Source organism: Citrobacter sp. Cpo090 (assembly GCF_030332665.1).
GTDB classification, from domain to species: domain Bacteria; phylum Pseudomonadota; class Gammaproteobacteria; order Enterobacterales; family Enterobacteriaceae; genus Citrobacter; species Citrobacter portucalensis.
This window is the reverse complement of the sequence record NZ_JAOWHK010000025.1, coordinates 1,513,022-1,534,764: the sequence shown is the minus strand read 5'-3', so window position 1 is coordinate 1,534,764 and position 21,743 is coordinate 1,513,022. Positions and strand designations below refer to the sequence as shown.

The 21,743-nt window shown below is 52.7% G+C and carries 17 protein-coding genes and 1 pseudogene; 10 read left to right on the top strand and 8 right to left on the bottom strand.

The window, feature by feature from the left end:
• The first annotated feature begins 19 nt into the window (after nt 1-19).
• Together OGY83_RS10120 and pheP are read left to right on the top strand one after the other, a co-directional pair.
• Nucleotides 20-2,188, top strand: coding sequence for a TonB-dependent receptor (locus OGY83_RS10120; protein ID WP_502873088.1), 2,169 nt, complete (start codon nt 20-22; stop codon nt 2,186-2,188).
• A gap of 125 nt (nt 2,189-2,313) precedes the next feature.
• Complete coding sequence (gene pheP, locus OGY83_RS10115; RefSeq protein ID WP_008784036.1) at nt 2,314-3,708, top strand: phenylalanine transporter; 1,395 nt, start codon at nt 2,314-2,316, stop codon at nt 3,706-3,708.
• A gap of 54 nt (nt 3,709-3,762) precedes the next feature.
• Here pheP and OGY83_RS10110 read toward each other — a convergent pair whose 3' ends face one another.
• The 4 genes from OGY83_RS10110 to OGY83_RS10095 all read right to left on the bottom strand — a co-directional run bounded on the left by OGY83_RS10110 (nt 3,763) and on the right by OGY83_RS10095 (nt 6,795).
• Nucleotides 3,763-5,007, bottom strand: a complete 1,245-nt coding sequence (locus OGY83_RS10110) for a mechanosensitive ion channel family protein (RefSeq protein ID WP_079936982.1) — start codon at nt 5,005-5,007, stop codon at nt 3,763-3,765.
• A gap of 65 nt (nt 5,008-5,072) precedes the next feature.
• On the bottom strand, nt 5,073-5,726 hold the full coding sequence (gene nfsB / locus OGY83_RS10105; RefSeq protein ID WP_286635793.1) for an oxygen-insensitive NAD(P)H nitroreductase: 654 nt from the start codon (nt 5,724-5,726) through the stop codon (nt 5,073-5,075).
• A gap of 119 nt (nt 5,727-5,845) precedes the next feature.
• Nucleotides 5,846-6,214, bottom strand: a complete 369-nt coding sequence (locus OGY83_RS10100; protein ID WP_079936981.1) for an MmcQ/YjbR family DNA-binding protein — start codon at nt 6,212-6,214, stop codon at nt 5,846-5,848.
• The gene (locus OGY83_RS10095) at nt 6,214-6,795 is read right to left on the bottom strand and encodes a TetR/AcrR family transcriptional regulator (protein WP_079936980.1); all 582 of its coding nucleotides are present in this window, start codon (nt 6,793-6,795) and stop codon (nt 6,214-6,216) included. Before OGY83_RS10095 ends, OGY83_RS10100 begins: the two co-directional genes overlap by 1 nt.
• 190 nt (nt 6,796-6,985) lie before the next feature.
• On the opposite strand from OGY83_RS10095, the gene OGY83_RS10090 reads away from it, so the two are divergent.
• Nucleotides 6,986-8,098, top strand: a complete 1,113-nt coding sequence (locus OGY83_RS10090; RefSeq protein WP_286635792.1) for an MBL fold metallo-hydrolase — start codon at nt 6,986-6,988, stop codon at nt 8,096-8,098.
• 17 nt (nt 8,099-8,115) lie between these two features.
• Complete coding sequence (locus OGY83_RS10085; RefSeq protein WP_003021996.1) at nt 8,116-8,457, top strand: RamA family antibiotic efflux transcriptional regulator; 342 nt, start codon at nt 8,116-8,118, stop codon at nt 8,455-8,457.
• 21 nt (nt 8,458-8,478) lie between these two features.
• Here OGY83_RS10085 and OGY83_RS10080 read toward each other — a convergent pair whose 3' ends face one another.
• Together OGY83_RS10080 and OGY83_RS10075 are read right to left on the bottom strand one after the other, a co-directional pair.
• Nucleotides 8,479-8,727, bottom strand: coding sequence for a DUF1158 domain-containing protein (locus OGY83_RS10080; RefSeq protein ID WP_008784044.1), 249 nt, complete (start codon nt 8,725-8,727; stop codon nt 8,479-8,481).
• Between the two features lie 69 nt (nt 8,728-8,796).
• Nucleotides 8,797-9,912, bottom strand: a complete 1,116-nt coding sequence (locus OGY83_RS10075; protein WP_286635791.1) for a YbdK family carboxylate-amine ligase — start codon at nt 9,910-9,912, stop codon at nt 8,797-8,799.
• Nucleotides 9,913-10,054: 142 nt separating this feature from the next.
• On the opposite strand from OGY83_RS10075, the pseudogene OGY83_RS10070 reads away from it, so the two are divergent.
• Nucleotides 10,055-10,744 (top strand): annotated as a pseudogene (locus OGY83_RS10070) (GNAT family N-acetyltransferase); the annotation flags it as partial.
• Nucleotides 10,736-11,752 carry an alpha/beta hydrolase gene (locus tag OGY83_RS10065; RefSeq protein WP_353622045.1) on the top strand — a complete coding sequence of 339 codons (1,017 nt, stop codon included), beginning with the start codon at nt 10,736-10,738 and terminating at the stop codon, nt 11,750-11,752. The pseudogene OGY83_RS10070 and the gene OGY83_RS10065, both read left to right, overlap by 9 nt.
• Here OGY83_RS10065 and entD read toward each other — a convergent pair.
• Nucleotides 11,742-12,395 carry an enterobactin synthase subunit EntD gene (entD, locus tag OGY83_RS10060; protein WP_286635917.1) on the bottom strand — a complete coding sequence of 218 codons (654 nt, stop codon included), beginning with the start codon at nt 12,393-12,395 and terminating at the stop codon, nt 11,742-11,744. The two genes, OGY83_RS10065 and entD, sit on opposite strands and share 11 nt — an antisense overlap.
• Before the next feature lie 48 nt (nt 12,396-12,443).
• On the bottom strand, nt 12,444-14,738 hold the full coding sequence (locus tag OGY83_RS10055) for a TonB-dependent siderophore receptor (protein WP_003022009.1): 2,295 nt from the start codon (nt 14,736-14,738) through the stop codon (nt 12,444-12,446).
• A 253-nt stretch (nt 14,739-14,991) separates the two neighbouring features.
• Between OGY83_RS10055 and fes the strand changes: the two genes are divergently transcribed.
• From fes to wzz(fepE), 4 genes are all read left to right on the top strand, one after another.
• A complete protein-coding gene (gene fes, locus OGY83_RS10050) occupies nt 14,992-16,209 on the top strand; it encodes an enterochelin esterase (RefSeq protein WP_286635790.1) in 1,218 nt (405 codons plus the stop codon).
• 30 nt (nt 16,210-16,239) lie between these two features.
• The gene (locus OGY83_RS10045; protein ID WP_286635789.1) at nt 16,240-16,458 is read left to right on the top strand and encodes an MbtH family protein; all 219 of its coding nucleotides are present in this window, start codon (nt 16,240-16,242) and stop codon (nt 16,456-16,458) included.
• Nucleotides 16,455-20,345, top strand: a complete 3,891-nt coding sequence (entF, locus tag OGY83_RS10040; RefSeq protein ID WP_286635788.1) for an enterobactin non-ribosomal peptide synthetase EntF — start codon at nt 16,455-16,457, stop codon at nt 20,343-20,345. The genes OGY83_RS10045 and entF overlap by 4 nt, the downstream gene beginning before the upstream one ends.
• A 229-nt stretch (nt 20,346-20,574) precedes the next feature.
• The gene (gene wzz(fepE) / locus OGY83_RS10035; RefSeq protein WP_286635787.1) at nt 20,575-21,708 is read left to right on the top strand and encodes an LPS O-antigen length regulator Wzz(fepE); all 1,134 of its coding nucleotides are present in this window, start codon (nt 20,575-20,577) and stop codon (nt 21,706-21,708) included.
• Nucleotides 21,709-21,743: the final 35 nt, after the last annotated feature.

Below are 21,743 nucleotides of genomic sequence, written 5' to 3'. Positions count from 1 at the left end.
TAAAACATACGCACACTTAATGAGAAAAACTGTGCTGGCCGCTACTATTGGCGCGCTTTCCGGCACCGTGAATGCTGCTGAGACTCCCACAGAAGCGGAAGAGACCATTGTGGTCCAGGCTGCCGAGAGAAGTGATTTTAAACCCGGTGGCGATACGTTACTGCCTGCTTTTCTCGACGGCCAGGTTGCTAATGGCGGCAGGCTGGGGATACTTGGTCAGCAAAATGCCATGGATGTACCATTTAACGTTATAAGCTACACCTCAAAACTGGTCGAAGATCAGCAAGCTAAGACCGTTGCCGATGTTGTCGCCAATGACGCGAGCGTGCAGGCGGTACAAGGCTACGGTAACTATGCAGAGACATACCGGATTCGCGGTCTGAAACTTGACGGCGATGATATGACCTTTGGTGGACTATCCGGTGTGCTGCCGCGTCAGGTGGTGGATACGCAGATGATCGATCGCGTTGAAATCTTTAAAGGCGCGAATGGATTACTCAATGGCGCTGCCGGTAGCGGCGTTGGCGGAATGATTAATCTTGAACCCAAGCATGCAGACGATACGCCGATCACACGCCTCGGTATGGATTACACCAGTGACTCACAGGTGGGAACGTCGCTCGATGCCGGACGCCGTTTTGGTGACAATAACCAGTTCGGTGCCCGTGTGAATCTGTTGCATCGTGAAGGGGAGGGGGCGGTTGACGACGATAAACGTCGTACCACGCTGGCATCGCTGGGACTGGATTACCGTGGCGACCGTTTCCGCAGTTCATTAGACGTTGGTTATCAGAAAAAGACGTTTCACGGTGGCAACATGGGGATCAATATTTACTATGTGCCATTTGTCCCCGATCTACCGAAAAATACGCACAACTATAGCCAGAGATGGGGTTATAGCGATATTGAGAATGAGTTCGGTATGGCGCGTACGGAATATGATCTGACCGATAACTGGACCGCTTATGCCGGTTTAGGTGCGCAACACGCGCATGAGATTGGCTTGTACAGTGCCCCGGAAATATACAACCAGGCCGGTGATGCGAAAGCCGGACGCCTTGATACCAATCGTATTATTGATGCGTTCAGCGGGATGGCAGGACTGCGCGGGAATTTTGATACGGGTTTTGTGTCGCATAAGGTTAACGTAGGTTATTCCGCCGTCACTAAAGAAGACAAAATCGCCTGGCGCATGGGGTCACGAGCCGCGCGCCCGGACGTCAATATCTACGATACACAGAGTGTACCAAAACCGGCGGTGACGGCGACGGGGGGCAACTATAGCGATCCGCTAACCAGTGGGCGTACGCGTAGTCAGGGGTGGTTGCTCAGCGATACGTTGGGTGTGCTTGATGATCAGCTTCTGTTTACCGTCGGCGCGCGCCACCAAAAGGTCGTGGTGCGTGATTACAACAAAGAAACTGGCGCTGAAAACGTTAAGAACAGTTTTGACGACAGCCGCTGGATGCCGACGTACGGAGTTGTATATAAGCCGTGGCAGGAACTTTCTCTTTACGCGAACCATACCGAATCGCTACAGCCAGGCAGCACCGCGCCAAGCAGTGCGGTGAACTACGGTCAAAGCACCGGAATCATCCATGCAAAACAGAATGAGATTGGGGTTAAAACAGACTTTGGACGTGTAGGCGGTTCACTGGCGCTGTTTGAAATCAAAATGCCGGTCGCACAGTTGGATAGCCAGACCCGCTATTACGCAATCAACGGCGAGCAGCGTAATCGTGGCGTAGAGCTGAATGTTTTTGGTGAGCCGATGTTAGGACTGCGGCTGAACGCCAGTGCAACGTGGCTGGATGCGACGCTCAGTAAAAATCAAAACGGTGTCAACGACGGTAAGACGGCAATCGGCGTACCGGACTTCTATGCCGTGCTGGGTGCTGAATATGATATTAAACCTGTTGAAGGACTCACCGCGACGGCGCGGCTGAACCATTCTGGTGCTCAATATGCCAACGCGGCAAATACCAAGAAACTCGACAGTTTTACCACACTGGATTTAGGTGTGCGTTACCGTATGTCACTCAATCAAAACCAGAATCAGATGATTTTGCGTGCAGGGGTGGATAATGTCACCAACGAGAATTATTGGTCAGGTATTGATGATACCGGGACTTATCTGTTCCAGGGTGAGCCACGCACGCTGAAGGTTTCCGTCAGTTACGACTTCTGATTTTTCTCCCGAGCCTCGGTGCGTTGGGCAAGGAAGCCCGGCGCATCCAATCGATTGCGCCTTGCGACAACCAGGTTGAAATGTTAAAAGAAGCCCCTTCAATAAAAACCACACAGGGGAAGGGCGTGAAAAACGCGTCAACTGCATCTGACACCAGCGTGTCTGATGCCGCGTCGACGAACGAGCCGACGCTTCAACGAGGGTTGCAAAACCGCCATATTCAGTTAATTGCGCTGGGCGGCGCAATTGGTACCGGCCTGTTTTTGGGCATTGGCCCGGCTATTCAGATGGCGGGACCTGCGGTGTTACTGGGTTACGGCGTTGCCGGGATCATCGCTTTTTTGATTATGCGTCAACTGGGCGAAATGGTAGTGGAAGAACCCGTTTCCGGATCCTTTGCCCATTTTGCCTATAAATACTGGGGACCGTTCGCGGGTTTTCTCTCCGGCTGGAACTACTGGGTGATGTTTGTGCTGGTCGGCATGGCGGAACTGACAGCTGCCGGGATCTACATGCAGTACTGGTTGCCTGATGTCCCGACCTGGATTTGGGCCGCGGCATTCTTTGTGATCATCAACGCCGTCAATCTGGTCAACGTACGCCTGTATGGCGAAACGGAATTCTGGTTCGCGCTGATTAAAGTGCTGGCTATTATCGGCATGATTGGTTTTGGTGTGTGGATGCTGTTTTCCGGTAACGGCGGGGAACATGCAAGCATCGATAACCTGTGGCGTTACAACGGCTTTTTTGCTACCGGCTGGAACGGATTAATCCTGTCGCTGGCGGTGATTATGTTCTCCTTTGGCGGGCTGGAGCTTATCGGAATTACTGCCGCAGAAGCGCAGGATCCGCAGAAAAGTATTCCAAAGGCGGTAAACCAGGTGGTGTACCGTATTCTGCTGTTTTACATCGGTTCTCTGGTGGTGCTGTTGGCGCTGTACCCGTGGGTGGAAGTGAAATCCAACAGCAGTCCGTTCGTGATGATTTTCCATAATCTTGACAGTAACGTGGTGGCTTCTGCGCTGAACTTTGTCATCCTGGTGGCTTCGCTGTCGGTGTATAACAGTGGTGTCTACTCTAACAGCCGTATGCTATTTGGTCTCTCGGTTCAGGGTAACGCGCCGAAGTTCTTAACCCGCGTTAGCCGTCGCGGCGTACCGGTGAACTCACTGATCCTTTCCGGTGCTATTACGTCGCTGGTGGTACTCATCAACTATGTACTGCCGCAAAAGGCCTTTAGCCTGCTGATGGCGCTGGTGGTGGCGACGCTGCTGCTGAACTGGATTATGATCTGCCTGGCACATCTGCGATTCCGGGCGGCGATGCGTCGTAAGGGACGTGACACGCAGTTTAAAGCACTGCTATATCCGGCAGGGAACTACCTGTGTATTGCTTTCCTTGGCATGATTCTGGTGCTGATGTGTACGATGGATGAGATGCGCCTGTCAGCTATCCTGCTGCCAGTGTGGATCCTGTTCCTGTTTGTGGCCTTCAAACTGCTGCGTCGTAAGTCCCGCTAATACCTAACCGATCTCATCCGGGTGATGAGATCGGTTCTTTCTTCATATTACCGATTAACGCTGAAACGCGCCTGACAGCGCGCGAATATCATTTCCGGTTGGCGACTGATGAATGCGCAAGCCAAACTCTTCGATCACGGCAAATATATGGTCGAAGATATCAGCCTGAATACTTTCATATTCCAGCCAGACCACCGTATTGGTAAAGGCATAAATTTCGATCGGTAAACCATGATCGTCTGGCGCAAGCTGACGCACCATTAATGTCATATCTTTGCGAATACGCGGATGATGACGCAAATATTCGTTCAGATAAGCGCGGAAGGTGCCAATATTGGTCATCTGGCGGTGATTCAATACCGATTCAGGCGCATCTAACTGCTGATTCCACTCGTCTATTTCCTGGTGACGTGTGGTTAAATACGGTTTCAGCAGGTGAGCTTTATGCAGTCGCTGACGCTCATCCTCATCAAGAAAATGGATGCTGGTGGCATCAATGCTGATGCTGCGTTTAATTCTCCGACCGCCTGAAGCCGACATTCCGCTCCAGTTTTTAAAAGAGTCTGATACCAGTGACCAGGTGGGGATCGTGGTGATGGTGTTATCCCAGTTGCGCACTTTGACGGTGGTTAAGCCAATATCGATAACAGCACCATCTGCGCCGTATTTCGGCATCTCCAGCCAGTCGCCAAGCTTTAACATATCGTTGGCGGAGAGCTGTATTCCGGCCACCAGACCGAGAATCGGGTCTTTAAATACCAGCATTAGCACGGCGGCCATTGCACCTAAGCCGCTTATCAGTATTGCTGGTGACTGGCCAATCAGCAGGGAAATCATCAATATTCCGACGAGAATTGCGCTGATTAGCTTGATGCCCTGGAATATGCCTTTTAGCGGCAGTTGCGATGCAGCAGGGAGTTTTTGCGACAGATTGAGAATAACATCCAGCAGGGAAAACAGGGACAGCAGGGCGTACATCATGATCCACAGCTGTGCGCAGGTCACTAATATTTCTGCGGCTTCGCTGCCTTTCTGTAGCCAGAGTGCGGCCTGTATATTGACAATGATACCCTGCAGGGTGAATGCCAGCCGGTGAAATAACTTGTTCTGCGTGATGATTTGTAGCCACAGGCGGGAGCTGGCGTTGGCGCGCTTTTCAAATGCGCGTAGTACCACCCAGTGCAAAATAACGTGAACAATAATGGCGGTGATAAAAATAATGCCAAAAATCATCACCAGCGAGGTGGTGTGATTTATTTCAATGCCGAGTTCTTCTACCTGAGATATCAATTCCTGCATAACGTCTCCTTAATAAACAGCGGTCTATGATGACCGCTGTGCGGAGCTTATGCAAATGCGGAGGATTAGACTTCTGTCAGCGTCGTTTCCAGCGGCAGACGAGATTTCGGCAGCGCGGCGTTGAAATCTTCTACGCTATGATGACCCACCGGAACCACCACTACGCTGGTGAAACCTTTTTCTTTCAGGCCAAATTCTGCATCCATGACCGCTGAATCAAAGCCTTCGATCGGCACAGCATCCAGGCCCATCGCCGCAACGCCCAGCAGGAAGTTACCGACGTTCAGGTATACCTGTTTTGCCATCCAGTGGTTGTCATCTTTCAGTTCTTTGCGATGCATGTCGGCAAAGAAGGTGCGGCCTTTATGGTTTGCGGCTTTAGCTTCAGGCGTGGCGAAACGACCATCGCTCTCTTCTTGATCCACCACGCGTTCCAGCCACGCATCGTCCATCGCCATTTTGGCGCAGAACACCACGACGTGGGAAGCATCCAGCATTTTACGTTCGTTGAATACAAAACCGCCGGCTGCGGATTTGGCCACACGCGCCTTACCTTCGTCAGTGCTGGCGACAATAAAGTGCCACGGCTGAGAGTTGGTGCTGGACGGACTAAACTGCAGCAGCGTTTTTAATTTTTCGGCCTGTTCAGCGGTCAGTTTTTTATTCGGATCGAATGCCTTAGTGGAGTAACGTTTTAAGGCGACAGAAACAATATCCATAACTACTCCTGGTGATTTTCCATACCCTGCGGGTGCGTTTTGTTTCAGCAGGGTACAGGGTTAGCAGGAAAAAGATAAGACAGGAAAATGCAAAAACACTTATCGGGGTTAGCGATAAATCAACCTGGACGCAGGCGTTTTTGATCCCGCTTCGGCAAGCCGTCGACGACGCGGTGCCAGGAATCATTCACCAGCTCTGCCAGTAATGACTCGGTAATGTCGTCGCCTGGATAGACCGAAATCCAGTGCTTTTTATTCATGTGATAGCCGGGCTTAATGCTGGGGTAGATCTGCTGGTTTAACAGTGATTTTTGCGGATCGGATTTCAGGTTAATAAGCGGACATCCGCGAAGCTCCGTGACCAGCATAAAAATTTTACCGCCAACCTTGAAGACATCGTATTCCGGGCCGAATGGCCAGCAGTGTTCGGTAAAAGGCAGTTCAAGCGCAAGACGTTTCGCACAGGCAGGTAGAGTCTGGCCGTCCATTATTGTTCCTCGCGGGTCAGTGCGCGCCACATGGCTTCAAACCCCATCGAAATATAGTCATTTGCGCGGGCAACGTCGCGGGCGGCGAACTCCATGGTGGTCTCTGCCAGAGAAAGAAACAGCGCGTCACCAAAGGCGCGATATTCGTCAGACATAAACTCGGGTCGTACGGAACGATGACAAAGATCGCGTAGTTCCGGGAACATATCGTCAGCCTGTTGTTCGGTTTCTTTGCTTATTTTCTCGCTGACCGCCAACTGACGAATCGTGCGATGCCCGCAGGTATGGTTCAGGCCCCAGCTAATGTAGCTGTTCCAGATGTAGTGAGTCATAGTTTTGGCATCGGTCACTGAGCGATCCAGATTTGCCATCATCGACTGACAAAGGTCTTGCTTCAAAAAGAGGTAAAGCTCGTTGATCAAATCATCTTTGGTTGCGAAATAGCGAAACAACGTTCCCTCCGCAACCCCTGCATTGCGGGCTATCACGGCGGTAGACGCCGCAATTCCTGACTGTGCAAATGCTGTGGTTGCAGCTTCCAGTAATGCCAGTTTTTTGTCTTCACTCTTCGGACGAGCCACTACACTTTACCCTTAAGTCTGTAAAAAACATGATTGAATCACGGCCTCTGCTGCGCCGCAACGGCGAATGTCAAAGATTGAAAATCATCTTGACGGAGAACTTTCGATTTCTATAATGAGTGCTTACTCACTCATAATCAAGAGTCAGTCGCGCAAACCAACGGAAAGGGGGCGCGTTTAAGGTCAGGATATGAAGCGTCTCACAGTTTGTGTGGTTGTTATTATGCTTATTGCCGCAGCTGCAAGTTTACCGTTTGTATTTAATGCCGGGTTTGGTCAGGCACCGCAAGGGGCACAACTGAGTCAGGTTGAACAGTCACCGCACTATCGTGATGGACAGTTTCATAACCAGGTGCCGACACCGGGCTATACCGGCAACAAAGGTATGCTGGCGGCCTGGTGGGAGTTTTTGGTCGCAAAGCGTGAAAATGCACGACCAGCACAACCGCTACCTATGGTGGCGACCGATCTCGCCGGGCTTTCGTCGCAGCAGGATACCCTGGTCTGGCTGGGCCATTCTTCGTGGTATTTACAGCTGGCGGGTCAACGTATCCTGATTGATCCGGTGTTCAGCAATTATGCCGCACCGTTCTCGTTCCTGAACAAGGCCTTTGCCGGTGATTATCCATGGACTGCGCAGACGATGCCGGAGATTGATCTGCTCATCATCTCGCATGATCACTATGACCATCTGGATCTCGCCACTATCAAGGCGCTAATGCCAAAAATTAAGCGCGTGATTACGCCGCTTGGCGTCGGGTCACATCTGCGTTACTGGGGAATGCGCAGCGAGATAATCGAAGAGCGGGACTGGAATCAGTCCGTCAGAGTGACGGATTCGCTGATCGTTCATGTGCTGCCCGCCCGTCATTTCTCTGGACGCGGTATCAAGCGCAACCAAACGCTATGGGCGAGCTTCATGTTCGAAACGCCGGAGCAGAACGTTTATTACAGCGGCGATTCCGGCTATGGACCGCATTTTAAAGCCATCGGTGAGCAGTTTGGCTCGGTTGATCTGGCGATTATGGAGAACGGTCAGTATGACCAGGACTGGAAGTTTATTCACATGATGCCGGAAGAGACGGCACAGGCTGCGGCAGATCTGCATGCGAAAGCCGTGTTGCCAGGGCATGCCGGCCGTTTCGTTCTGGCTAAACATACCTGGGATGATCCTTACAAACGACTGGCGCTTGCCAGCCGTCATCAGGAATACCGACTGCTGACGCCAATGCTGGGCGAACCGGTAATACTGTCCGAACCGGACCAACCGTTTACGGCCTGGTGGCAACAGGTGACTCAATGAATACAGGGGAGAGCATGATGACGATTTCTGCTCAGGTAATTGATACGATTGTTGAATGGATTGATGATAATTTGAATCAACCATTGCGCATTGATGATATTGCACGCCATGCGGGATATTCAAAATGGCACCTGCAGCGTCTTTTTATGCAGTACAAAGGCGAAAGTCTCGGGCGTTACATCCGCGAACGTAAGCTGCTGCTGGCGGCGCGCGATCTACGCGATACCGACCAGAAAGTGTACGACATCTGTTTAAAATACGGATTCGATTCGCAGCAGACCTTTACGCGTATTTTCACCCGTACGTTCAGCCAGCCGCCGGGCGCTTATCGTAAAGAAAATCATAGCCGAACGCATTAGCAGCAGAGGGTTCTCGCGGGCCTAATCCGCCAGCGAGAACCAGCGCCGCCAGATGAAGCGCAGCACCAAATATTCAATCACGCCCAGCAGTAAAAACCACAGGCAAAACAGCAAAGTATAAAACTGATTGAGATCCATCAGATGAAAAATGGCGACGAGTTTTTGCGCCAGCACCAGGCCAAGCGAGGGGGCGGGCAGCAGCAGGCAAGACAAAAAAGCCAGTAGCAGGATCCCTGCGACGGTCATCAGTGATTCAAGCGGGTGTTTCATGACATTGTTAAACTTGAGTTAAAAAGCCATTGTCCGGGATCTCTGCGGGCAACGCAAATTCCCCGCTTACTACCACGCCCAAATCTCACAATGTTTTTTCACCAGACCACTCAGTGACCCACCTTCGGCGACAAAGTCACGCATGTTTTGTGCTTCATCATGACCATTTTTAACCTGCAGATGTATAGCTTCAATCGCGCTGATTGCGCCTACTTTATCTGCTGAGGTAGCGATATTCTCCAGTAGTCGCAATGTGTCTTCTGACAGGCGGCAGCCGTCACCGGTATTGACGTCGGTGACGATTCCCGCCATACCAAAGCGACAGGCCTGAAAGCGATTGAATTTATATAACAGGTAATCACGCTCCTGGTGTTTGAACGGACGTTTGGTGAGTAACCAGTGGGCGGTAGCCTGAATAAGCCCTGCCATATTGACCGCATGATCAAGGGTCAGCGGCGTATCCATTACCCGAACCTCTACCGTGCCAAAGTGTGGGCTGGGGCGGATATCCCAGTGTAAATCTTTAATACTATCAATCATGCTGGTGTAAGCCAGTCGACGAAATAACCCCTCGAATTCCTGCCAGTTATTCACCCATGGCATCGGGCCATTATCGGGAAATCCGGAGAAAATATTCAGCCGCGCGCAGGCAAACCGCGTGTCGGACGTCTGCATATAAGGTGAAGCGGCAGAGAGCGCAATAAAATGGGGAACAAATCGCGAAAGGCCGTGTAGCAGGTAAATGGCATCATCGCCGTTTGCGCAGCCGATATGCACATGCTGGCCAAACACCGTCGCCTGCTGGATAAGATAGCCAAAATTTTCCAGGTTGCGTCGATAGCGTTCGTCATCGCAGACTTCCTGACGTTGCCATTTTTGAAACGGGTGAGTCCCTCCGCCACAAATGGCGAGGTGGTGCTCTGTAGCAACTCGCGTAATTATCTGCTGCATGGCGGATAATTCAGCACTCGCCTGGTCGATATTGCGACAAACCCCGGTCGCCATCTCCAGCATACTTTCCGTGATATCGTGCTTCACTTCCCCGGCGGTAAGCAGCGGTTTTACGGCGTCAATCAGCCGGGAAGAATCCTGGCTCAGGTCGTAACCCGGAGGATTGACCACCTGCATTTCCAGTTCAATACCTAACGTGAAAGGGTCGGAAACATGAAAATCGGGTAGTGGCATAGGGTTCTCTTCAGCATTGATTTTTAATCAGTATAGAAGGGCTGTTGATTTTCTGTTCGTCGTCAAAATCACCCAGGCGACGCTTTGAAGGTGTAATGGCCGGTGTTATAACTATTTTTTACTTCGCAACTGGGGTTGAATCGTGCCGGAAATAAATCTTTATGGGCAGACCGTCGGCGATGTTGTGCCGGACTGGAATGGCGCTGCCGTACTGCCACGGGAAACGCTTATAGGGCAATATTGTCGACTGGTTCCCCTGGATGCCGACAGCCATGCCGCCGATCTGTTTGATGCCTACGCGCAGGCGCCAGACGATCGCGACTGGACCTGGCTTGCAAGCTCTCGCCCCACAAGCGTTGAGGCCGCAGCTTGTTGGGTACAGGGAAAATCCACGGATGCATCTCTGGTTCCCTATGCCGTCATTGAACAGCGTTCAGGCCGAGCCGTCGGACTGGTGTGCTTTATGGCGATTGAACGGGAGCACGGTTCGGTCGAAATTGGTCATGTGACCTGGTCACCGCGTATGAAAAATACGGTTCTCGGCACCGAATGCATCTGGCTGCTGCTGCGCCAGGCGTTTGCGTTGGGCTATCGTCGCGTGGAGTGGAAATGCGATTCCCTGAACACCGCTTCCCGTCGGGCAGCGGAACGCCTTGGGTTTATCTTCGAAGGACGCTTTCGCCAGAAGATTGTGCGCAAGGGGCGTAATCGTGACAGCGACTGGTTATCAATGATTGATAGTGAATGGCCCCAGTGTGACGCCGTTTTACAGCGCTGGCTGGCCGCGGAGAACTTTGATGAACACGGGCGGCAACGCCAGTCGATGGCAGAGTGCTTTTCCTGTGAGACTGCCAACGCTGAGACTGTACAGATGCAACAGCAAGGTTATCAACAGCGCTGGCAACAGGAAAACGGCTCGCTGACGCAAACTCCGCCCGCGCTTCTGGCTGATTTTCTCGCTGCACAATCTCGCAATCCCAACCCCTGCTACGACACGCTCAGCTCAAGAGCAGGGTTAGCCGCGCTGACAAAAGCAAATGTGTCCACCTCAGAACCGATGGCGGCGATTATTAATGCTGACGTGGATACCGGAGAGCGTCGCATCCCGGTACGGATTTATCGCCCGGCACTGACCGGAGAGCCGAAGGTGGTGGTGTTTATCCATGGCGGTGGGCATCTGAGTGGTTCAGTGGAGGTGTACGACCCGGTTGCCCGCCATCTGGCGATGGCGACAGGAAATATCGTAGTTTCGGTTGATTATCGACGTGCACCAGAAAACCCGTATCCGGCTGGTCTTTCCGATGCTAAAGCCGTAATAGAAAACATCTGGTCGCTGCTCGATAGTCAGCATATTCCTTACGCTCGCCAGCTCACGCTTATTGGCGACAGCGGTGGCGGTGCATTTAGCGCGACGCTGGCGGCCTACTTTTCCCGCGAACAACCAGGATTTATTCATCGCCTGGTGCTGATTTATCCGAGCCTGGACTACACGCTGAACTGGCCGTCGGTGCAGGAGAACGGCACAGGAAAGCTACTGGATGAAAGCAAAATACGTTGGTATTTTCAGCAGTATTTCCGTAATGGAGAAGATCGCAAACAGACGTCTCCGCTTTATCTGCCGCTGAACCAGGATTTTCCATCCACTCTGGTCTTCAGTGGTGGGCTGGATCCGTTGCGGGATGAAGATTTTGCTTTTGTCGCCAGACTGCAAGCTGAGGGGATACCCGTACAGCATGTTCACTTTCCTGGGATGACGCATGCTTATCTAATGCTGGAGGACAAAGTCCTGCAGGAAGCAAAAGCCACCTATCTGGCGATTGGTGAGTTCGTTAAAAATTAACGTCGCACAGCGTAATGACCTGGCGGTCGCGTTGCCGCCAATGAACGTTGACTTCTCGCCCGGCGAGGTTAGGCGAAAATGATGGCATGATTTGCAATGTTAATTGCTGAGTCGTGAGTGCGGTGATTTTTGCGCTGGTGAAACCTGGTAATCCGGATGCCTGAGTGGAAAACGCCTTATACAGGCTCTCCTTGGCGCTGAATGCCAGAGTTAAGGCGAGCGGAAAGGGCAGTTCAGAATGATGCAAAATTGGTCGTTCGTGGTTATCGATAATACCGTCAGTCAGCTCAACAGCGGTTTGTGGCGTAAAAATAGCTTCTATATCCAGCCCGACGGGATGCGTCGATACCACCGCCAGCGCAGTTGATGCACTGTGGCTGATGCTGCCAAACAACTTTTGTGGCCACAGCGGTTGGCGTTGCGCGCCGATGCCGGGTACGGTTTTGATACCGTATTCACGTAATGCATGTACTGCGGCAATACGCCCTGCTAAGTGCTCAGCTTTACGCTTACGTCCATTGGACAGAAGCTGAGAGTGGTGGGGGAGCCAGAGCAGGTCGTGCTCATGGAAGCTGTCGGGATCGAACTCGACAATGTGCAGCGTGTGCTCTGCGAGAGTGAGTGGTGTGTGCGTTGTGTGCATCATAGTTATGATTTCCCTCTCCCCGCAGCGAGGAGAGGGAAAGCGTTATCAGAAGTGTGTGTTAACGCTCATGAACCACGTCCGGCCCGGTTCGTTATAGGTGTACGCGCCAGCGCCCGCCATATAGTCGCCAGTTTTGATATCACTGGTTGTTTGGGCATTACCTTCACGCCACAGACGTTTGTCGAAGACGTTATCCACGCCGCCGGTCAGGCTGACGTTTTTCGTCACATCCCAGGTCGCGCTCAGGCCAACGATGCTGTACGGGCTCACTTCCTGGGCTGAACTGCCGGTCACCGGTTTACCCTGGTAATCATATTTCTTCGGCTGTTGTTTGCCGTACCAGGTAAAGGTGGATTGCAGTGACAAATCTTCACGCGCCTGCCAGCTCAGCGTTGAGTTCAGAGTGTATTCAGGAATAATCGACAAGCGTTCGCCGGTCTCTTTATTCTTACTTTGCAGCATGTAAGTGATGTTGTTGGTCCAGGTAACGGTTTCGCTAACCGGTACGTTCAACGTCCCTTCCAAGCCTTCCACCACCGCTTTAGGTACGTTTTCCCACTGATAGATATCGGTGTAGGTTGTTGTTTCTTTACCCGTAGTCGGGTTTTTCTGGGTAATTGACGTTCTGCTTAGCGGTACAGTCCCCGCTTCGATCTTGTTACGGTAATCGTTGCGGAACCAGGTTACGCCGGCCAGCCAACCGTCACGTTTGAACTCCAGACCAATCTCTTTGTTGATACTGGTTTCGGCCTTCAGGTCATCATTGCCCATCATGTAGCAACCAATGCCCGTCGCAGAACCGGTGGCATAGCAGCCCTGGCCTTTGCTGTACAGAATATAGTTCGGGTTAGTCTGGTACAGGCTAGGTGCTTTATAGGCCCGTGCTATACCCATTTTCAGCGTAAAGTCGTCGCCCAGACCTTGGGACAGGTTCAGGGACGGGCTCCAGTTGTCACCAACGACGCTGTGGTGGTCGAAGCGCAGACCCGGCGTCAACATGGTGCTGTCGGTCAGCTCCATGTTATTTTCTGCAAACAGGGAGAAAATTTCAGCCTGTGAATACGGGCTACGATCGGTGCTGCTGGCACCAGGTATGTTCCCGCCCATAAAGGTCTGGGTATTGGAACTCATGTCTTTCATACGCTGCTGGTTCCATTCGGTACCGAGCGTCAGGTTCTGGTTAACCAACAGGTCGAATGGAATGCTAATTTCGCTGTGCAGGGTGACATCCGCCAGGTCAGTGTCGGTAAATTGATTACTGTTAAATAACCCTTCAAGGCCACCTGCCAGACCTTCACCCAAACGGGAGTTACGGGTGTGTTCGTATTGCGCCCAGTTGCTGGTGGTAATGCCGTTGTCCCAGCCGCCGTTCCACGTCAGCGCATAGTTCTGGCGGTACATACGGTTAGTTTCTTTACCGTAGTATTTTTTTACCAGCCCGTTAGTTTTGTTATCGTTGTTGGTGTTTTGAGTGTCACCCGCATACAGGTTGCCCTGACGGCTGTAGCCGGCTTCAAACTCCAGCGATTGCATTGGGGCAAAATCCCAACGCAGCAGACCGTTGATATCTTTGTTTTTTACCCCTTCACGACCCGCAGGCATCGTATCGGCATATGACCCTGTACGTGCTGACTGGTGACCGTCGTTGATGTCCCAGGCATCGGCCTGGGTTTTGTCGAGGTTACCGTTCAGGCGGAAGCTGAAATCTCCGCCCAGCGGGCCATTCAGACTAAAGTTGGTACGCTTGGTTGAACCTTCTTCTTTGTGTTCTGGGGCGTTGAAATAGGTATTCCAGGAACCATGCCACTCATCGCCGCCTTTCTTGGTGATGATATTCACCACACCGCCAGCTGCGCCATTGCCATAGCGTGCTGCGGCAGGACCGCGCAGCACTTCAATACGTTCAATCATTTCCGGAGCAACCCATGCGGTATCGCCGCGGGTATCGCGCTCGCCACGCCAGCCCTGGCGCACGGAGTTACGGCTGGTAACCGGTTTACCGTCGATCAAAATCAGGGTGTTTTCTGGCCCCATGCCGCGAATATCGATCTGGCGGTTGTTGCCGCGCTGACCGCTGGTTGAGTTACCGGTCAGGTTAACGCCAGGCATGGTACGGATGATTTCCGACACGTCGCGAGCGGGAGGGTTCTTACGAATTTCATCAGCGGTAATGGTTGAAACGCCCGGCGCCTGCAGGTTCTGCTGGGCGGCGGTAACGACGATGGTGTCTTCATGAGAGACAGCGACGCTATCGGTTTGATCTTCTGCCATTGCTGGCAGGGCTACCCCGTAAATCCCTAAATTGACCAATAAGGCCAGTGAATGAATCTTGTTGTTCATTGTATGTCCTGCTGTTCTTTTAGCCACGAGTACCAATGTGCCGTGGTGCGGCATTTGGTCTGATGTCGCCCGCATCTGCGTAAACTATCCATTCCAGAAAAAGTACGCAGCGCCAGGTCGGTTTATAAGTGGTGAAAAACTGTACGCGCTTCCCACAGCGCGACAATACGCTATTGCAAATGCAAATAGTTATCAATAATATTATCAATATATTTCACGCTAGATCATAAAATTTCACAATAAACATGGGGTTATGGCTGTGACGACGTTAAAGATGGGAAGCGAGGCGTGGTGGCAGTCGAAAAAATGCCCGGAGTGGGAGCGTGAAGACAACGGAAATTATCGGGTAACCTTCTGGTGGCGTGACCCACAGGGAACGGAAAAAGAGTCAGCCATTCATCGCGTTTGGGTTTATATCACCGGCGTCACCGACCACCATCAAAATGCCACCCCTCAGTCGATGCGACGCATTGATGGAACAAATGTTTGGTGCTGGAGTGTTTCTCTCAGCGCCAACTGGCGCGGCAGCTACTGTTTTATCCCAACAGCACGAAACGATATCTTTTCCTCGCTGGCGGTGGGCGCAGCGCCTGACCGAAGCGTGCTGCGTGAAGGCTGGCGGCAATTGCTGCCGCAGGCCATTGCCGATCCCCTCAATCCACAGAGCTGGCAGGGCGGTCGCGGTCATGCGGTGTCTGCGCTGGAAATGCCGGAGGCGCCCGCACAGCCTGGATGGGATCGCCCTGAAAATCCCGACTCGCCCGCTGTTTGCCTGCAATGGCGTAGCGCCAGACTCGGCAATACGCGTCGCGTATGGGTGTTTACCACCGGTGATGCTCAACCCGAAACGCGCCCGTTGGCTATCCTGCTGGACGGGCAGTTTTGGGCACAGAGTATGCCGGTCTGGCCTGCACTGACTTCGCTCACCCATCGCGGACACCTTCCTCCTGCCGTTTATCTCCTGATTGATGCCATTGATACGTCTCATCGTAGCCATGAGCTACCGTGTAATGCGGATTTTTGGTTGGCGGTGCAGGAGGAGCTATTACCACTGGTGAAGACGACGACCGCGTTTAGTGACGATCCGCAGCGCACCGTCGTCGCCGGGCAAAGTTTTGGCGGGTTGTCATCGCTGTATGCCGGGCTGAACTGGCCCGCGCGCTTTGGCTGTGTACTTAGCCAGTCGGGTTCTTACTGGTGGCCGCATCGTGGTGGTCATCAGGACGGGGCGATCGTCGAGCAACTGAAGACCGGGAGCATCAGCGCTCAGGGGTTGCGTATTGTCCTGGAAGCGGGGATCCGCGAGCCCATTATTTATCGCGCTAATCAGGCGTTATATGCCCAGTTACCTTCTGCACCACAGTCTATTTTCTGGCGTCAGGTTGATGGCGGACACGATGCGCTTTGCTGGCGCGGCGGTCTGATGGAAGGGCTAATGACGCTCTGGCAACCGCTTACCGACACGATTTAACCGGACGATGTTCCACGACAGGAGTTGAGTATGGAATTCAGTAACCCCTTCGATAATCCGCAGGGCCAGTTTTACATTCTGCAAAATCCCCAACATCAGTTTAGCCTGTGGCCGCAGCAGTGTTCACTTCCTGCTGGCTGGCAAATTGCTTGCGAACCTCAATCCCAGGAAGCCTGCCAGCAATGGCTGGAAGCAAACTGGACCACGCTGACGCCAGCGAACTACGTTGATGTACAGGAGGCTCCATGACTCAGCGTTTACCGTTAGTGGCGGCTCAGCCGGGGATCTGGATGGCGGAAAAACTCTCCACATTGCCCTCGGCGTGGAGCGTAGCGCACTACGTAGAATTAACCGGCGAACTGGATGCGTCGTTGCTGGCGAAAGCGGTTGTGGCGGGTCTGGAGCAGGCCGATACCCTGCGGATGCGGTTTAGCGAAGATAACGGTGAGGTCTGGCAATGGGTGGATTCTGCGCTCGCCTTTGCACAACCTGAAATTATCGACCTGCGCGATAAATCCGACCCACATGAGGCGGCGCGTGCGTTGATGCAGGCAGACCTGCAGCAGGACATACGTGCTGACGGCAATAAGCCGCTGGTTTTTCACCTGCTTATACAGGTGGGAGAAAAACGTTGGTATTGGTATCAGCGTTACCATCATTTGCTGGTCGATGGCTTCAGTTTTCCGGCCATTACCCGCCAGATAGCCGCAATTTATCGCGCATGGCTACACGGCGAGCCTACGCCAGACTCGCCTTTTACGCCGTTCGCCGAGGTGGTGGAAGAGTATCAACAGTACCGTCAAAGCGATGCCTGGCAACGCGACGGTGCCTTCTGGAGCGAGCAGCGAAAGCAACTTCCGCCTCCTGCTTCGCTGTCGAACAATCCGTTGCCGGGTCGGTCGGCCAGTGCGGATATTATTCGTATGAAGTTAACCGCGCCTGAAGGGGCGTTTCGCCGGCTTGCGGCACGTATGCCTGACGTTCAGCGTGCGGATCTGGCCCTCGCGCTGGTGGCATTGTGGCTGGGACGTTTATGCAGCCGAATGGATTATGCCGCCGGGTTTATCTTTATGCGGCGCATGGGGTCGGCGGCGTTGACGTCCACTGGACCGGTTTTAAACGTACTGCCATTTGGTGTGAGGTTGGATGCGGCAGAAAGCTTGCCTGCGTTAGCACAACGACTGGCCGGACAGTTGAAGAAAATGCGTCGGCATCAACGTTATGATGCCGAACAAATCGTTCGTGACAGCGGGCGTGCAGCCGGTGCTGAGCCGCTGTTTGGCCCGGTGCTGAACGTGAAAATATTCGACTATCAGCTGAATATTCCCGGCGTTCAGGCGCAAACCCACACGCTGGCGACAGGGCCGGTGAACGATCTTGAACTGGCGTTATTCCCGGATGAAAACGGTGGGCTGAGTATTGAAATCCTGGCCAATAAACAGCGCTACGATGCAGAAACGCTGGCGCAGCATGCCTCGCGTTTAATCGGGCTTATCGAGCAGTTTGCCGACAATCCGGCGCTATGCTGCGGCGACGTCGGGATGCTGTTGCCAACAGAACATGAGCGGCTGGCGAAGATTAATGAAACCACCGTGGAGATCCCGTCCACTACGCTGAGCGCGCTGGTGGCGCAGCAGGCCGATAAAACGCCGGATGCTCCGGCGCTGGCCGATGCCCGTTATCAGTTTAGCTATCGCGAAATGCGCCAGCAGGTTGTGGCGCTGGCGAGCCTTTTGCGCGCACGCGGCGTCCGCCCTGGCGATAGCGTAGCTGTGGCATTACCACGTTCTGTGTTCCTGACGCTGGCGCTGCACGGTATTGTGGAGGCCGGAGCTGCCTGGCTGCCGTTGGATACCGGATATCCGGACGATCGCCTGCGGATGATGCTCGAAGACGCGAAGCCAAAATTGTTGATCGCGACCGATGAGCAACTGGCGCGCTTTAGCGATATCCCAGGGCTGGAAAGTCTGTGTTATGACTCGCCGCTGCCAGCAGAAGATGCTGCTCCGTTGGCGCTATCTCAACCCAATCATACGGCCTATATCATTTTTACTTCCGGCTCTACTGGTAGACCAAAAGGGGTGATGGTTGGGCAAACCGCCATCGTTAACCGTCTGCTGTGGATGCAAAATCACTATCCGCTGACCGCGGATGATGTGGTGGCGCAAAAAACACCGTGCAGTTTTGACGTCTCGGTATGGGAGTTTTTCTGGCCGTTTATTGCTGGGGCAAAACTGGTAATGGCAGAACCTGAGGCGCACCGCGATCCGCTGGCGATGCAGCAGTTCTTTGCTCGTTATGGGGTGACGACCACGCACTTTGTCCCCTCTATGTTGGCCGCTTTTGTCGCTTCACTAACTCCGGAAACCGCGCGGGAGAGTTGTGCCTCGCTGAAACGGGTATTTTGCAGCGGTGAAGCCTTGCCAGCAGATTTATGCCGAGAGTGGGAACAGTTAACTCATGCGCCACTGCACAATTTGTATGGACCAACGGAAGCGGCGGTTGATGTGAGCTGGTATCCGGCCTGGGGAGAAGATCTCGCAGCCATAACCGGCAACAGCGTACCGATTGGCTATCCGGTATGGAATACCGGTTTACGTATCCTGGATGCCATGATGCGCCCGGTGCCTTTCGGCGTGGCTGGTGACTTATATCTGACTGGGATCCAACTGGCGCAAGGTTATCTGGGCCGTCCGGATCTGACCGCAAGCCGCTTTATCGCCGATCCGTTTAACGCTGGTGAACGTATGTACCGTACCGGAGATGTGGCGCGCTGGCTGGAAAATGGCGCGGTGGAATACCTTGGGCGCAGCGATGACCAGCTTAAAATTCGCGGACAGCGCATTGAGCTCGGCGAGATTGACCGGGTGATGCAGCAGTTGCCTGATGTCGAGCATGCCGTTGCCCACGCTTGCGTATTCAACCAGGCGGCGGCGACAGGTGGCGATGCGCGTCAACTGGTGGGGTATCTGGTGTCGCAATCGGGTTTACCGCTGGATACGTCAGCGTTGCGGGAAAAGCTGCGTGAAAAATTGCCTGCGCATATGGTGCCGACGGTGTTGTTGCAGTTGGCGGAGCTGCCGCTTAGCGCGAACGGTAAACTGGATCGTAAAGCGCTGCCGATGCCGCAGTTGACGTCGTGTGTTTCCGGGCGCGCACCGCGAGCAGGGACTGAAACCACCATCGCACAGTCTTTTGCGGCTTTGCTGAATTGCGAGGTGAATGACGCGGCGGCAGACTTCTTTGCGCTTGGTGGGCATTCGCTGCTGGCGATGAAGTTGGCAGCGCAGTTGAGCCGGGTTTTTGAGCGTCAGGTGACGCCGGGGCAGATTATGGTGGCCTCTACCGTTGAGCAACTGAGCGCTCTGCTGGAGAGCACTGATGATGAGCAGTCGCAGCATCTGGGATTTGAGACGCTGCTGCCACTGCGTGAAAGTCACGGCCCCACGCTGTTCTGTTTCCATCCGGCGTCGGGTTTTGCCTGGCAGTTTAGCGTGCTGTCACGATATCTCAGCCCGCAGTGGTCGATTATAGGTATTCAGTCGCCACGACCGGATGGGCCTATGCAGACGGCGGAAAACCTCGACGCAGTATGCGAACATCACCTGGCAACGTTGCTCAGTCAACAACCTCACGGGCCTTACTATTTATTAGGTTATTCGCTGGGCGGCACGCTGGCACAGGGGATCGCCGCGCGCTTACATGCCAGAGGGGAGACGGTTGCATTCCTCGGACTGTTGGATACCTGGCCGCCAGAAACGCAAAACTGGCAAGAAAAAGAGGCTAATGGCTTGGATCCAGCGGTACTGGCGGAGATCGAGCGTGAACGCGAAGCGTTTCTGGCGGCGCAGCAGGGGAATGCGTCAGAGGCTTTATTTAACGCTATCGAAGGCAACTACGCCGATGCGGTTCGCCTGCTCACCACGGCGCACAGCGTGCCGTTTGCAGGCCACGCCACGCTGTTCGTTGCTGAGCGCACGTTAGTACCGGGTGTGAGCCCTGAGAGCAGTTGGTCGCCATGGATATCCAGCCTGGATGTATACCGCCATGACTGCGCGCATGTTGATATTATTTCCCCTACCGCGTTTGAGTCGATAGGGCCTGTAATAAATACACTGATTAATAAATCTGTGTAACAAGACGAATAATGCTATCGCGGTGATCGAACAGCTTCATAATGTAAATAATATGTTATGAGGCTGTTATTTTTCATGTAATGCAAAGTGATGAAAGGGGTGGATAAATTCCGAATATAATTTTTGGTAGGGCGACAAGCACAAAGAGTGTTTCGGATAATTCTGACTAGCTGGTAGACTTCTCCCACAGGAATGTTTTTCTTTTAGGAAAGTTTTCAGGTCACGCAACATGTCATCATTAAATATAAAGCAAGATAACGTTTCGGAATTTACTGGGTATCCTCAGACAACGGCAAACGCAAATGAAATCGATTTAGTTAACCTCATCGAAATTTTATGGCGCGCCAGAACAAAAATTATAGCGACCGTTTTCGCCTTTGCTTGTGTGGGTATTCTGGTCTCTTTCCTGCTGCCGCAAAAATGGACCAGCGAGGCTATCGTGACACCGGCAGAACCGGTTCAATGGCAGGATCTTGAGAATACGTTGACCAAATTGCGCGTGCTGGATATGGATATCAGCGTGAGTCGTGGTGATGTGTTTAATCTGTTTATCAAAAAATTCCAGTCACCTTCATTGTTAGAAGAGTATCTACGCTCTTCGCCTTACGTGATGGAGCAATTGAAAGGTGCAGATATCGACGAAATGGATCTGCATCGGGCAATTGTCAGACTCAGTGAGAAAATGAAAGCGGTTGATACTAACCAGGGTAAGAAGAACGAAACCTCGCTGTATACCGCGTGGACGTTGAGCTTTACCGCACCTCAGGCTGAAGAAGCCCAGACTGTGCTGAAGGGGTATATCCAGTATATTTCTGATATTGTGGTGAAAGAAACGCTGGAAGATATTCGCAATAAACTGTCCATCAAAACCAGCTATGAGAAAGAAAGACTGGAGATGGATCGCGTCAGGCTCAAGAATCAGCTGGACGCAAATATCCAGCGACTGAACTACTCGCTGGAGATCGCCAATGCCGCCGGGATTAAAAAACCGGTCTACAGTAATGGCCAGGCGGTGAAAGATGACCCTGATTTCTCTATTTCACTGGGTGCTGATGGCATCGAACGTAAATTAGAAATAGAAAAATCAGTAACGGATGTTGCCGAAATTAACGGTGAATTACGTAATCGCCAGTATCACGTTGAGCAGCTGTTAGCGATGAATGTGAGCGACGTAAAATTCACACCGTTTAAATATCAACTTACGCCGTCGCTGCCGGTGAAAAAAGATGGTCCGGCTAAATCAATGATCGTTATTCTGGCCGCATTATTGGGTGGAATGGTGGCGTGCGGTGGTGTTCTGCTGAACTACGCTATGGTATCGCGTAAGCAAAAAATGACGTTTATTGATCAGCAACTGGTGTGATGAATTGTCGTATGGCGGCAAGTTGGCCGCCATAC

Bases quoted from the DNA above. Each gene is read 5' to 3' on its own strand.
- entF (WP_286635788.1), top strand. From the start codon at position 16,455: ATGACTCAGCGTTTACCGTTAGTGGCGGCTCAGCCGGGGATCTGGATG.
- OGY83_RS10080 (WP_008784044.1), bottom strand. From the start codon at position 8,727: ATGAAACACCCGCTTGAATCACTGATGACCGTCGCAGGGATCCTGCTA.
- OGY83_RS10075 (WP_286635791.1), bottom strand. From the start codon at position 9,912: ATGCCACTACCCGATTTTCATGTTTCCGACCCTTTCACGTTAGGTATT.
- nfsB (WP_286635793.1), bottom strand. From the start codon at position 5,726: ATGGATATTGTTTCTGTCGCCTTAAAACGTTACTCCACTAAGGCATTC.
- OGY83_RS10100 (WP_079936981.1), bottom strand. From the start codon at position 6,214: ATGGACGGCCAGACTCTACCTGCCTGTGCGAAACGTCTTGCGCTTGAA.
- OGY83_RS10055 (WP_003022009.1), bottom strand. From the start codon at position 14,738: ATGAACAACAAGATTCATTCACTGGCCTTATTGGTCAATTTAGGGATT.
- OGY83_RS10090 (WP_286635792.1), top strand. From the start codon at position 6,986: ATGAAGCGTCTCACAGTTTGTGTGGTTGTTATTATGCTTATTGCCGCA.
- OGY83_RS10045 (WP_286635789.1), top strand. From the start codon at position 16,240: ATGGAATTCAGTAACCCCTTCGATAATCCGCAGGGCCAGTTTTACATT.
- OGY83_RS10120 (WP_502873088.1), top strand. From the start codon at position 20: ATGAGAAAAACTGTGCTGGCCGCTACTATTGGCGCGCTTTCCGGCACC.
- entD (WP_286635917.1), bottom strand. From the start codon at position 12,395: ATGCACACAACGCACACACCACTCACTCTCGCAGAGCACACGCTGCAC.
- OGY83_RS10110 (WP_079936982.1), bottom strand. From the start codon at position 5,007: ATGCAGGAATTGATATCTCAGGTAGAAGAACTCGGCATTGAAATAAAT.
- OGY83_RS10065 (WP_353622045.1), top strand. From the start codon at position 10,736: ATGGCAGAGTGCTTTTCCTGTGAGACTGCCAACGCTGAGACTGTACAG.
- OGY83_RS10085 (WP_003021996.1), top strand. From the start codon at position 8,116: ATGACGATTTCTGCTCAGGTAATTGATACGATTGTTGAATGGATTGAT.
- fes (WP_286635790.1), top strand. From the start codon at position 14,992: ATGGCTGTGACGACGTTAAAGATGGGAAGCGAGGCGTGGTGGCAGTCG.